We start from the raw sequence: 12,369 nt of genomic DNA on the forward strand, positions 1-12,369 counted from the left end.
GCCTAATATATTCAATGTAGAAATGCCTTGATATGAACATGAATTTACAGATGAAAAAATACATTTTAGCCCTTATTACATTGTCGGTGTTTAACATTTCAAATGCCCAAGAAACCATTACATTTCCAAACCAGTCTACAGTAATTACAACTGGTGTACCCTTTATGCTAATTGCGCCAGATGCGCGTTCAGCGGGTATGGGAGATATTGGAGTAGCAACCTCGGTAGATGCTTATTCTCAGCAATGGAATGCCGCCAAGTACGCGTTTTCTGAAGCAAAATCAGGAATTGCAGTGAGTTATACACCTTACCTTAGTAAGCTAGTTAATGACATTTCAATTGCTTATCTAACATATTTTAATAGAATAGATGATAGAAGTGCGTTTGGTTTTAGTTTTAAATATTTCGGTTTAGGTGAAATAGAAATTCGTCCAGATGAATTTTCTGAACCATTAATAGAGAAGCCAAACGAATTTACTGTTGATGCATCATTTACACTACGACTTGCAGATCAATTTTCTATGGCTGTAGCATTACGTTATCTGCGTTCAGACTTAAGAATTCAAGCTGTAGACGCAAATGCAAGTGCTGCAGGTTCTTTTGGTGTAGATATTTCAGGATTCTACCAAAGTGAAGAAGAAGCATATAATAGCTTTAACGGTAGAACACGTTTTGGTTTTGCTATTCAAAACTTAGGTCCGAAAATTAAATATGACGATGGAGGAAGAGAGAACTTTCTTCCAACAAATATGAGACTTGGTGCTGGGTTTGATTTTATTTTTGATGAATACAATAAATTAGGTGTAACAGCAGAAATAACTAAACTTTTGGTTCCAACACCTCCTTTATTTGGATTTGTAGATACTAATGGTGATGGCGAACAAACATCTGACGATGCTTCAACACCAGATATAGATGAAAGCGAACCAACAATTATTACTGGAGGTCAAACAAATGATGTAAGTTTCTTGTCTGGAGCTCTTCAATCTTTTGGAGATGCACCAGGAGGGTTTAGTGAAGAATTAAAGGAGTTTACTTGGGCGTTAGGTGCAGAATACTTGTACCAAGAGTCCTTTGCCTTTAGAGCAGGTTACTTTAACGAAAGTGACGAAAAAGGAGCAAGAAAATTCTTTGCATTAGGTGCAGGATTTAAATATACAACCATAAATATTGATTTATCATATTTGTTCTCGGCGTCGAAAGTACAGAGTCCACTAGAGAATACACTACGTTTTTCTCTAACGTTTAATTTTGGAGATGGAACATATGACGAATATTAGTCGATGATATAATTCAAATTTAAAACTATTGTTTCTCAAAAAGCAATAGTTTTTTTGTCTAATACTGTTTGTAATGAAAGAAGTAAAAATAGAATCTACGTTGACAGTTTTTGAAAGTTTTGATGAGCTTCCAGAAGATGTAGTTGGTTTAATGAATAAAGCGTCAGAGGCTAGACTTAAGGCCTATGCGCCGTATTCAAAATTTTTGGTAGGCGCAGCTATTCTTTTAGACAATGGAGAGATAATTACAGGGAATAATCAAGAGAATGCATCTTATCCTTCAGGTTTATGTGCTGAGCGCACTGCTATTTATTACGCAGGAGCTCAATTCCCAAAAGCCAAAATTGTGAAAATGGCATTAACTGCAGGCTCAAAAATACAAAAAACAATGTCTCCTATTCCTCCATGTGGAGCTTGTAGGCAAGCCATTGCAGAGTACGAAGTGAAACAAGACTCCCCAATTGAAATCTACTTCATGGGTGAAACAGGAAAGATTGTAAAATCAACATCACTAGCTAATTTGTTACCACTGGGATTCGATAGAAGTTTCCTATAACGTTTTCGTAATAAATTTTACGATTTTCGGTTTTTTCATTACTAACTAAAGTGTTACTTTTGTTATTCGCTTATTTCAATTTAACATTGGAATGTCATAGCGAACACTTGAGATAATTTATCTGAAGTATTATTTTTGATATCAATACTGAACTAAATGCAAAAAATAACTAAAGAGGTTTACCTCAAATGGTACGAAGATATGTTGTTCTGGAGAAAGTTTGAAGACAAACTTGCTGCAGTATATATTCAACAAAAAGTAAGAGGATTTCTTCACTTATATAATGGTCAAGAAGCTGTATTGGCAGGAGCCTTGCATGCTATGGATTTGACTAAAGACAAAATGATTACAGCGTATAGAAATCACGTACAACCAATTGGAATGGGAGTTGATCCTAAACGCGTTATGGCAGAACTCTATGGTAAAGCAACAGGGACCTCAAATGGTCTTGGAGGGTCTATGCATATTTTTTCTAAAGAACACAGATTTTATGGAGGTCATGGTATTGTTGGAGGACAAATTCCTTTAGGTGCCGGAATTGCGTTTGGTGATAAATACCACGATGTTGATGCAGTCACTATTTGTTGTTTTGGTGATGGAGCAGCGAGACAAGGTTCTCTTCACGAAACATTTAATTTAGCGATGTTATGGAATTTACCTGTTGTATTTGTTTGTGAAAACAATGGTTATGCCATGGGGACATCTGTAGAGCGTACTGCAAATCATACAGATATATGGAAATTAGGCTTGGGTTATGAAATGCCTTGCGGTCCTGTAGATGGAATGAATCCAATAAAAGTAGCAGAGGCCTTTGATGAAGCTATTTCAAGAGCAAGATCGGGAGGTGGACCAACATTTTTAGAAGTAAAAACTTACCGATACAGAGGTCATTCTATGTCAGATGCACAGCACTATAGAACGAAAGAGGAAGTAGAGGAATACAAAAAAATAGACCCTATTACGCAAGTAAAGGATATTATTTTAGAAGAGAAATACGCAACCGAAGATGATATAAAAGCTATTGATAAACGTGTTAAAGATTTAGTGAAAGAATGTGAAAAGTTTGCCGAAGAGTCACCATATCCTGAAAAGAACGTTATGTACGATGCTGTATATGAGCAAAACGATTACCCATTTATACAACACAAATTATAAGCTATGGCAGAAGTAATTAATATGCCTCGTTTGAGCGATACCATGGAAGAAGGGACGGTCGCTGCTTGGCTCAAAAAAGTAGGGGATAAAGTTGAAGAAGGTGATATTTTAGCCGAAATAGAAACCGATAAAGCAACTATGGAATTTGAATCCTTCAATGAAGGAACCTTACTTCATATTGGTATCCAAGAAGGAGAAACCGCTAAAGTAGATACACTATTAGCGATTATTGGAGATGAAGGAGAAGATATTTCAGGATTGTTAAATGGAAGTACTTCTGAAACATCAGAACCTGAAGCGAAAGCCGAAGTAACAGAATTGCCAGAAGTGAAAGAAGAAGTATCAGAAGCTCAAGACATACCAGAAGGTGTAACCGTTGTTCCGATGCCACGTTTAAGTGATACTATGGAAGAAGGTACAGTATCTACATGGTTGAAGAAAGTTGGAGAAGAAGTTGAAGAAGGAGATATTCTTGCTGAAATAGAAACGGATAAGGCAACAATGGAATTCGAATCGTTTCAGTCTGGTACCTTATTACATATCGGATTAGAAGAAGGTGAGTCTGCAAAAGTAGATGCACTTCTTGCAATTATTGGTCCTGCCGGGACTGATGTTTCTGGAATTGCCAAAAATTATAAGGCCGAAAGCCCAACTTCCGAAGTAAAACAAACAGAAGCTCCTAAAAAGGAAACTAAAGCCATGGAAACTCCCAAGGCAGAACCAAAAAAGGAAAAAGCAACTGTTTCAAAGACTAACACACCAAACGGAAGAGTGTTTGCGTCACCTTTGGCTAAGAAAATGGCTGAAGAAAAAGGCTTTAATTTATCACAAATTAGTGGTACTGGTGAAAATGGAAGAATCGTTAAACGTGATATAGAGAATTTTACGCCAGCAACGCAAGGTGCTTCGGTTGGCAAATTTGTACCAACTGGTCAGGAAGATTTTGATGAGGTTCCTAATTCTAATATGCGTAAGGCTATTGCTAAAAATCTGGCTAAATCTAAATTTAGCGCACCTCATTACTATTTGAACGTAGAATTTGATATGGAAAACGCGATTGCGTTTAGAGAACAATATAATTCTTTACCAGATACTAAAATATCCTATAATGATATGATCGTTAAAGCCTGTGCTTTAGCTTTAAAACAGCACCCTCAAGTTAATTCGCAGTGGTTTGATGATAGAATGCAGTTAAATAATCATGTACATATTGGTGTTGCTGTTGCCGTTCCAGACGGACTTGTAGTGCCTGTAGTTCGTTTTGCGAATGAGCAAAGCCTTCCACAAATTGGAGCTGCTGTAAAAGATTATGCAGGTCGAGCAAGAAATAAAAAATTAACCTTAGATGAGATGGAAGGTAGTACGTTTACCATTTCGAACTTAGGAATGTTTGGTATTGAAAGTTTTACGTCTATTATCAATCAGCCTAATTCTGCTATTTTATCTGTAGGTGCTATTGTGTCAAAACCAGTAGTTAAAAATGGACAAGTAGTTGCTGGGAACACAATGAAATTAACAATGGCCTGTGATCATAGAACAGTAGACGGTGCGACCGGAGCGCAGTTTCTTCAAACGTTAAAAGGCTATATAGAAAATCCAATAACTATGCTAGTTTAATATTAAACTAACATTTCATAATATTACAGCCTGTTTCATTTTTTTGAATCAGGTTTTTTTTATCTTTAAACCTTACTTAAAACATATCAAATGAATAAGATTATAGTTTCTTTCGTATTATGCCTGTTTATTGTTTCGTGTAGTGCGAAAAAGAAAAGTAAAGATGTTTCATCTTCTGAGCCTGAAAAGATAACAATCACTGCAAACGATGTTAAAACAAGTATGGAATACCTAGCTTCTGATGAATTAGGAGGTAGAGAAACAGGAAGTGAAGGGATTGAGAAAGCTGCTGTTTTTATTGAGAATTTCTTTAAGAAGAATGGCATAAAACCATATTTTGAAACGTATCGTGATTCGTTTCAGCTTGGGGATCTTACAGGATACAATGTCATTGGAATGATAGAAGGAAATGATGAAAAATTAAAAAATGAGTTTGTTATTCTTGGAGGACACTATGACCATATAGGTTATGGAAAAGCCGTTAATGGCGATAGCATCGCTAATGGAGCTAATGATGACGCGTCTGGAACAATTGCCGCAATGGAGTTTGGTCGTTATTTTTCGAAATCTAAATCTAATAAACGTAGTATTTTAATAACATTGTACGACGCTGAGGAAAAGGGTTTAAAAGGGTCTGCGCATTTAGCAAAAGAACTTAAGAAAAAGGGTATTAATGCTTATACTATGATAAACTTTGAAATGATTGGCGTACCAAGAGCGGATGGTAAATCTATGTCATATATGAGTGGTTTCAATCGCTCTAATTTTGCCCCAACTCTAAATAAATATGCAGGAGAAGAGATTGTTGGTTTTTTTCCTAAAGCCAAAGATTTTAACTTATTTATGAGATCGGATAATTTTCCGTTTTTCAGAGAGTTGAATATACCTGCACATGCTATTTCTACGTTTGATTTCACCAATTTTAATTATTACCATCATGTAGATGATGAGGCCGATAAAATGAATTATGAGCACATGGCAAATTTTATCAATAAAATGATTCCTGCTTTAGAGGGCATGATGAATGCACCAACAAAAGAAGTAGCATTAACCGATGAGTAAAAATATTATCATTACAGGAACCAGCAGAGGTATTGGCTTTGAACTCGTGCATTTGTTTGCGAATCAAGGTCATAATGTATTGGCATTATCAAGAAATGCACAGCCTGTAAATAATTTACATTTCGATAATATCTCGTCGTTTGCTTTTGATTTATGCGAGGAAGGGGATTATCAAAAAGTTGAGCAATTTATAATTAACGAGTTTAAACAGGTAGATATTTTAATTAATAATGCTGGTATGTTACTTAATAAACCATTTGCTCAAACCACATTTAAAGATTTCTCTAAAGTATATGAAACGAATGTATTTGGAGTTTCAGAAATGACAAGAACTGTGCTGCCATATATGAAGAATGATGGGCATGTTGTAACCATTAGCAGCATGGGAGGTATTCAAGGAAGTATGAAGTTTCCTGGTCTAGCGGCTTATAGTTCTAGCAAAGGAGCAGTTATTACCTTAACCGAATTGCTGGCCGAAGAATATAAAGAAAGTGGACCGCAATTTAATGTGTTAGCTTTAGGGGCTGTACAAACAGAAATGTTAAAAGAGGCATTTCCAGACTATCAAGCACCAACGACAGCTTTGGAAATGGCCGAATATATACAAGATTTTGCGCTTTCAGGAAATAAGTACTATAATGGAAAAGTATTGCAGGTTTCTAATTCGACACCTTAATTTTAATCTATTATATACATAACGTCATGAGCTTCTTTTGGTGTAGGGATTTCTAGTTTAGTTATCATTGATTCAATAACCTTTTCTGGGACTTTATGTGCTCTGTTGTGATTTTGTGATAGCAGTTGTTTATAAGGCACTTCAATGTAGATTATTTTTACTCTACCTCCATAATCCATAAATAATGAAATCCATTTACTTCTCATGTCAGAAGTGATATTAGTAGCGTTAAAAACAAAAGATGTTTTAGCTCTCATAAATTCTTTTGCCTTTTCTTTTCCGAGTTGTATGACTTGTCCATTTTTCTTTTTATCTGATGGATTAATTTTATGTTCTCTCCTTATATTATCCAACGAAAGAATAGGGAGATTTAAGTTTTTATTTACATAAGTGTCCTTACCACTTCCAGGCAGTGCACACATAACATAAACGTCAAACTTTAAATCATTGAAAGGCACATAATCTGGTGAGCTTTCAAGTTTATTGAAATAGATATAACGCCCATAATTAGATGGGAAATTGCGTTGATTCCCAAAGCATTTATTGTCTCTACAAAGCTCATTAAACAATTCTATTCTTAGAAGAATTTCGTCTTGGTCTAAACAAATTCTTCCCAAAATATCGGCTTTTGCTAAAAGAGAAAGCAGTTTTGTATTTACAACCAAACTGGCATATATAACTTCTTTATTGGGATTAGGTTTTTGAATTGCCCAAAGGGGTAGACCATGAAGCCTAACAAGTTTTGCTATATGTTCTCTTATAAAAAATGGTGTAGGAATATCTTTGTACAAAATTGTACGTGTAGTGAACTCTCCTTTTTTAGCATGTCTAGGAGAGACAACTCTTAGTTTTCCATCAATTTTTTCGGTAGTGGTAGTAGACCTTTTTTCAACATCATGAAGCAAAGCACTAGTAAAAAGAATATGCTTTTCTTGCTCTGTAAGAATCTTGTACTCTGGCAAAGAGATCAAAGATTCAACAACCATTTTTGTATGCGTAAACACATCACCTTCGGCATGCCATTCTTTGTCTTGTTCAACACCTTTCATGTCTCTAAACCAATCGTATGACGATTCGATTAAATCCCAATCAATTGGTTTGTCTATTTCGTAATGTGGGAATTTCCAGATCATGACTTATGTAAAAAATCGTAGCCATACCATTTGTACTTTTCATAGTTAATGAGCTTGGCTGGTTTCCATGTTTTTGTCCAATGTACATCCGTCTTAACATGTGAAGCACGAACGAGTTTAAATAGATTGTCAAATTCGTTATTTTCTACAGGCAAATCACCATTATTCGTTTTAAAAGTGTCTCTATTTCTAATTACGAAACCTTCAGAACAGGGTGTGTTTGTTTTTGGATCATAACCTGCTAGCATTCCTGAAGTTTCAACACTGTCTTCCCATGACATGCCTAAATTGACCTTCAACCAGTTTTCAAGAACAATATTTTCATCAGCGTTTGGGTCAAAGAGATCTTTTAGAGGTGTTGTTATTTTGATTTCGGGGACAACTGGAAAATCTAGCATTTCGGCATAAAATTTCACTTCTTCCCAAGACAACCAATTGTCACCTTCTCTTACGGCAAACACGTAGAAATAGGATTCGAGTTGCTCATAAGCAATAGAATGAATACCGTACATATTCTCACCAAAAATTTCCAGATCGTTGAGATCATTTTTTATAAGGTTCCAACGCTCACGCATTGGTTTGTCCCAAGGATGCTGGGTTGGAGCGGCATGCGATCTTGCAAAAACACCTCGTTTATTAAAACAATTATTTTGTCCGTCCAATTTTTCGGTAAGCACTAAGTCTTTTTTTTGAGCAAATGAAGCGACATAACCTTTAGGCATGAATCTGTCATCTGATGTTGTACCCAGACTTATTTGAGCATGCAGGCTCCTACAGTATTTTCGTGACGCATTCAATTGAGATGAAATTTAAGGTTTTATATGACGACATTAGATGAAGGCTTCATTTTCAGAAGAAAAACGAAGTTCGTTTATTTTTTCGAATTAGCAATAAGAAGTTGATTTTAAGTATCCTGCATTACAAAAACAGCCTTTTTAAAGTTTTTGTTTTTTAAGTCTTCTTTAGTAATCCCAAAATAACAATTTGAATACCCAATCTTTTCAAAGATATCGTACATAGGAAAAGAGAATAGATTGATAAATTCAGGTCTTAATTTGTCTATGCTTTCTTTTTGTTTAGGGTCGCTAAAGTTGGTAATATCCAAATACGAATAGGCCCAATCAAAATCTACACCGTATTGTATAGGGCATGGTGTTCCTAAAACCGTACTTTCTTCACAATGATCATTGTTAGTTAGAAGTTGGTCATAAATATCGGCATCTTTCGTGCCTAAATTAGCAGCATCATATGCTGAACATTCTATGGTTGGAGGCAGTTGAAATTTTAATTCAAAATTTAGCGATCGCTGTTTAAAATGATAATCGGCAGTAAGGTCTTTTGGAAATTTGGTTGGTTCCAAAGCTGCTACATTTTCAACATAAATGACTTTATATTCGGCCTTATCTTTTATAAAATCATATGCTGCTCCAAATTCACTTTCGGGAGCAGGGAAGTAACTAAAAAAGTACAAGATACCTGTTTTGGGCAGCAAACTGTCTTGATGTAAATTGGCAATATCACTTAGGTTAAGTTGCCCATAAAACACCATAGAATGCCCTTCAAATTTTGGCCATTCTATAGTTGAGGGTAAATCTGGAGTACCTCCTAATTTGGAAGACCCCAAGTTTTGAGTCCTACCATAATTCATAACAATTATGGGCTCAATCATACTTTTAATCTTATCTGGTTCGCTCCATTTCTGTCTTAAAACATCTGCAGTGAAGGCCTTCTTTTTTTGATTGTAAATTTGTGACGAATTTTGTCCAAAACAACCAAACAACATCAATAGTGATGTAAGATGCAATGCGAATTTCAAATAGGTTTTCATAATGTTCAATTTAACGTGTTTAGACTTAATTTACAAGTTACTTGCGGTACTAATATTAAAATTGAAATCAAAACGTTTTTCATGACGTACCGTTTTGTATAAAACTAAATATAAAACACGAATGATATGGTACTAAATGAGTAAACCCAATGTTTCAACGAGTAAATGCCTTATTTGAACTTTAAAAATTTAATTTTTTTGGAAGTGAAGGTCTCTTCATTTAAGTTTACATCCTTACGTGTGATTTCGGCTAAAATAGAATCTTTATACGTTTCAGAATAAACATTAATTGTATAACCCAAAACAACATGCGTAACAGAATCGGAAATTGGTTTTGGGTCTCCAAGTTGTTTGATATTAGATATCCCAAATCCTAAAGGGTAGGTTAAACTATCTGTAGTATAGCTTTTTAATTGCGCATCAATATCGTCTTTAAACTCAGGATGCGCTTGTTTTAACTCCATAAGATCTATAAACTCTTCAAATTTTTTGATGCTAAACGACTCAGAAGTTGTTGTCTTTTCAAAGTCTTCTTCCAAAACAGACATAGATTCAGTGTTAAAATTGTCACTTTTCATCTCCTGATTATGTCTGCAAGACACCAAACTTATGATGAGTACTATGTAAAAAAAGTTCTTCATTGCACAGTAAATTTAAGCGTTATAATTTGATTGTCTTGATAGCTTTGATCTAAAACTCTAATTTTTTTAAGTGTTTGGGTAGGTATAGTTAGTAGTCTCACAAAGTCCTCTTTGTTCAAGATTTCTACACCAGCGTTATTATCATAAAGCCTATAAATTTGAGCATCATTATGAAATAATTTTGATAATTTTTGCTTGTGCGTAGTCCAGTCTTTTATGTTTCCGTCGGTATAGTATTTCAGAATAAGAGCATAATCATCACTATCTAATCTTACAAATGAGTTTTTATGAGTATTAATAGATCGCACAATAGTATCTGTTTTGTGATACGGAGACGATACTACAAAGCGTATTTTATCGTCATTCGTTTTATATGTAAAACAGCCAAGACTATCCGTTTTAAAGTACAAAGGTGATTCGTTGTCTTGTAGTACTTTAATATCTATAGGTACGTCTTTAAGTATTTTACTTGTCATATTATCAAGAAAACAAAAAGTAAAGGTGTTCTTAGAGTTCATTGTTACCAAAAACACTATAGCTATTGGAATAAAAATTATAAGCCATAGGAATGATTTTTTTTTAATTGGTTCTTCTGAAATAGGAGCAGATTTAAAAGCATTCCAATGTTCAAAACCAATATAACCGCTTAATAGATTAAGCATGTCAATTCTTGGAAGCTTTTGCGCGTCGTGTTTGAAATAGGAGTAAAACCATTTTTCACTGACTTTCGCATTGACTTCAGAAAACAGATCCTCTTGAAACAATGCAATGTCATCACCATTCCAATCTTTAACATTAGACGAAGCACTATGGTTTTCTAAAAATTTAGAAATCACAGCCTTCTTTAGAGCATCAAAATGATATGTGTCATTAGAATTCAAATTATTGTAATTATCTGTTTTTAAGGTAATTGTAAATTAATTTTTAATTTACAATAGGTTTACAAGGGCTTTACAAAAGTTAGATATTTTGGTAATCTAGATTTGTTTCATAATCATTAAAAATATAAAATTATGAATGCAATCTTAGAGAAAACGACAATTAAATTTTTGGTTATTATGGTATTACTGATATCACTAATGGCCTGTTCTGAAAATAGGACTTATAAAGAAAGTTTAGCCATTCCAGCAGCAGACATTGATGAGAGTTATGAAGGTGTAAGACAAACTGATGACTACGCTTTGAAATCTGAAGTAGGCATGAATCAGGTACCTGAAGATCTAAAAATTATTAAATCCGCAAGCGCACGATATAAAGTTAAAAGTGTCAAAACTACAACGCGAAAAATTAAGCGTATTGCTCAAAAATATGGTGCTTATATTTCCGATTTACGTTTTGAAAATAACCTATATCAAAAAGAAAATAGATTTACAATTAAAATCCCACAGCAACATTTCGATGTTATGATGGATTCTATTGGTCTTATGGTTGATTTTGTAGAATATGAAAATATTACCACAAAAGATGTTACTGAAGAGTACATAGACATTCAAACCCGACTCAAAACTAAAATGGAAGTTAAAACACGATATGAATCAATACTTCGCGAAAATGCCATAACAATTGAAGATATTCTTGCTACAGAGGATAAACTTCGTATTATCCAAGAAGAAATAGAATCGGCACAAGGACGCTTAAAGTACCTAACTAATAAAGTGTCTTATAGTACAATTCAAATTGATTTGTATGAAACTGTGACATACAAAGAGGAACCTGAGAGTTATTCAAAAACGTTTTTGGCAAAAGGAAAAGAAGGTTTAAGTAGCGGTTGGAATATTATAGAGACCCTTATTTTAGGTTTAATCTATATATGGCCATTAACCCTTATTGGTATAGTACTAGTTGTTGTGTTTAGAAAGAAATTTAGAAAAAGAAAGGTTTAATAATCTAAATATTAATCACAAATTTTAGTGTGTTCAATCCAAGGGTCGACAATAAGGTATTCTTTAGTATTCATTTTTGCCTTTTTCGGCTCTGGAAACACCAAGTAAAAGGAACCTTGCTTTTTGATATATCTAAATTTTATTTGTGTGCAGTACGTGCCTTTACCGTGGTTTAGAAGCATAGAAATGACATCATCTTTTACGGCGATGTCTTTTACAGATTCAACAAGAAATGCGTTTGTTTTAACATCTGAAGGAAAGCTCTTTAGACTGTACTTGTCTAGGTCGTTAAAGGCAATCATATCGTCGACAATACTTTGAATCCAAGTATCGAGATTAGGATCTTGTTTAATTTGAAAACTTGAAGTAATAATCAAAAGGATAGTGATAAATGATTTCATTGGTTGCATAGACTCAAGTTTAGTTATGGCTTAAGATCGTTTAATTTTTTTAGAAATGCAACTTCCTAAATGACACATATGTGATTCATAATCAGTGATTTTCGCTGTTAATAATTAAACCCAATAACTATGCGGCA

13 protein-coding genes are annotated in these 12,369 nt (G+C 34.3%); 7 read left to right on the forward strand and 6 right to left on the reverse strand.

Going from position 1 to position 12,369, the window contains the following annotated elements; all coding sequences use genetic code 11:
* Nucleotides 1–50: 50 nt before the first annotated feature.
* The 6 genes from porV (at nt 51) to Q0787_RS12620 (ending at nt 6,346) form a co-directional block, all read left to right on the forward strand.
* Nucleotides 51–1,280, forward strand: coding sequence for a type IX secretion system outer membrane channel protein PorV (porV, locus tag Q0787_RS12595; RefSeq protein WP_298903116.1), 1,230 nt, complete (start codon nt 51–53; stop codon nt 1,278–1,280).
* 73 nt (nt 1,281–1,353) lie between these two features.
* Nucleotides 1,354–1,836: a cytidine deaminase gene (gene cdd / locus Q0787_RS12600; protein ID WP_298903117.1), complete on the forward strand. Its 483-nt coding sequence runs from the start codon at nt 1,354–1,356 to the stop codon at nt 1,834–1,836.
* A gap of 156 nt (nt 1,837–1,992) precedes the next feature.
* Nucleotides 1,993–2,991, forward strand: coding sequence for a pyruvate dehydrogenase (acetyl-transferring) E1 component subunit alpha (gene pdhA / locus Q0787_RS12605; protein ID WP_298903119.1), 999 nt, complete (start codon nt 1,993–1,995; stop codon nt 2,989–2,991).
* 3 nt (nt 2,992–2,994) lie between these two features.
* Entirely contained in the window at nt 2,995–4,608 is a 1,614-nt protein-coding gene (locus tag Q0787_RS12610; RefSeq protein ID WP_298903120.1) for a pyruvate dehydrogenase complex dihydrolipoamide acetyltransferase, read from the forward strand.
* A 90-nt stretch (nt 4,609–4,698) separates the two neighbouring features.
* Complete coding sequence (locus tag Q0787_RS12615) at nt 4,699–5,670, forward strand: M28 family peptidase (RefSeq protein ID WP_298903121.1); 972 nt, start codon at nt 4,699–4,701, stop codon at nt 5,668–5,670.
* Entirely contained in the window at nt 5,663–6,346 is a 684-nt protein-coding gene (locus Q0787_RS12620; protein WP_298903122.1) for an SDR family oxidoreductase, read from the forward strand. Before Q0787_RS12615 ends, Q0787_RS12620 begins: the two co-directional genes overlap by 8 nt.
* A gap of 2 nt (nt 6,347–6,348) precedes the next feature.
* Here the strand turns inward: Q0787_RS12620 and Q0787_RS12625 are convergent, their stop codons facing one another.
* From Q0787_RS12625 to Q0787_RS12645, 5 genes are all read right to left on the reverse strand, one after another.
* Nucleotides 6,349–7,479 carry an AAA family ATPase gene (locus tag Q0787_RS12625; protein WP_298903123.1) on the reverse strand — a complete coding sequence of 377 codons (1,131 nt, stop codon included), beginning with the start codon at nt 7,477–7,479 and terminating at the stop codon, nt 6,349–6,351.
* A complete protein-coding gene (locus Q0787_RS12630; RefSeq protein WP_298903126.1) occupies nt 7,476–8,276 on the reverse strand; it encodes an RNA ligase family protein in 801 nt (266 codons plus the stop codon). The genes Q0787_RS12625 and Q0787_RS12630 overlap by 4 nt, the downstream gene beginning before the upstream one ends.
* 107 nt (nt 8,277–8,383) lie before the next feature.
* Entirely contained in the window at nt 8,384–9,307 is a 924-nt protein-coding gene (locus Q0787_RS12635) for a YwqG family protein (protein WP_298903127.1), read from the reverse strand.
* Nucleotides 9,308–9,477: 170 nt separating this feature from the next.
* Nucleotides 9,478–9,948, reverse strand: coding sequence for a hypothetical protein (locus Q0787_RS12640; protein WP_298903128.1), 471 nt, complete (start codon nt 9,946–9,948; stop codon nt 9,478–9,480).
* Nucleotides 9,945–10,829 carry a hypothetical protein gene (locus Q0787_RS12645; RefSeq protein ID WP_298903130.1) on the reverse strand — a complete coding sequence of 295 codons (885 nt, stop codon included), beginning with the start codon at nt 10,827–10,829 and terminating at the stop codon, nt 9,945–9,947. The genes Q0787_RS12640 and Q0787_RS12645 overlap by 4 nt, the downstream gene beginning before the upstream one ends.
* A 132-nt stretch (nt 10,830–10,961) precedes the next feature.
* On the opposite strand from Q0787_RS12645, the gene Q0787_RS12650 reads away from it, so the two are divergent.
* Nucleotides 10,962–11,831 (forward strand): DUF4349 domain-containing protein, encoded by an 870-nt coding sequence (locus Q0787_RS12650; RefSeq protein WP_298903131.1) that lies wholly within the window; start codon nt 10,962–10,964, stop codon nt 11,829–11,831.
* 11 nt (nt 11,832–11,842) lie between these two features.
* On the opposite strand, the gene Q0787_RS12655 is transcribed toward Q0787_RS12650, so the two are convergent.
* Nucleotides 11,843–12,241: a hypothetical protein gene (locus Q0787_RS12655; protein ID WP_298903132.1), complete on the reverse strand. Its 399-nt coding sequence runs from the start codon at nt 12,239–12,241 to the stop codon at nt 11,843–11,845.
* Nucleotides 12,242–12,369: the final 128 nt, after the last annotated feature.

The sequence above is a fragment of the uncultured Psychroserpens sp. genome, from assembly GCF_947492715.1.
GTDB lineage: Bacteria > Bacteroidota > Bacteroidia > Flavobacteriales > Flavobacteriaceae > Psychroserpens.

What these genes read in the sequence shown, in the direction of transcription:
- Q0787_RS12650 (WP_298903131.1), top strand. Translation starts at nt 10,962, where the DNA reads ATGAATGCAATCTTAGAGAAAACGACAATTAAATTTTTGGTTATTATG.
- pdhA (WP_298903119.1), top strand. Translation starts at nt 1,993, where the DNA reads ATGCAAAAAATAACTAAAGAGGTTTACCTCAAATGGTACGAAGATATG.
- Q0787_RS12635 (WP_298903127.1), bottom strand. Translation starts at nt 9,307, where the DNA reads ATGAAAACCTATTTGAAATTCGCATTGCATCTTACATCACTATTGATG.
- Q0787_RS12615 (WP_298903121.1), top strand. Translation starts at nt 4,699, where the DNA reads ATGAATAAGATTATAGTTTCTTTCGTATTATGCCTGTTTATTGTTTCG.
- Q0787_RS12610 (WP_298903120.1), top strand. Translation starts at nt 2,995, where the DNA reads ATGGCAGAAGTAATTAATATGCCTCGTTTGAGCGATACCATGGAAGAA.
- porV (WP_298903116.1), top strand. Translation starts at nt 51, where the DNA reads ATGAAAAAATACATTTTAGCCCTTATTACATTGTCGGTGTTTAACATT.
- Q0787_RS12625 (WP_298903123.1), bottom strand. Translation starts at nt 7,479, where the DNA reads ATGATCTGGAAATTCCCACATTACGAAATAGACAAACCAATTGATTGG.
- Q0787_RS12655 (WP_298903132.1), bottom strand. Translation starts at nt 12,241, where the DNA reads ATGCAACCAATGAAATCATTTATCACTATCCTTTTGATTATTACTTCA.
- cdd (WP_298903117.1), top strand. Translation starts at nt 1,354, where the DNA reads ATGAAAGAAGTAAAAATAGAATCTACGTTGACAGTTTTTGAAAGTTTT.
- Q0787_RS12620 (WP_298903122.1), top strand. Translation starts at nt 5,663, where the DNA reads ATGAGTAAAAATATTATCATTACAGGAACCAGCAGAGGTATTGGCTTT.
- Q0787_RS12640 (WP_298903128.1), bottom strand. Translation starts at nt 9,948, where the DNA reads ATGAAGAACTTTTTTTACATAGTACTCATCATAAGTTTGGTGTCTTGC.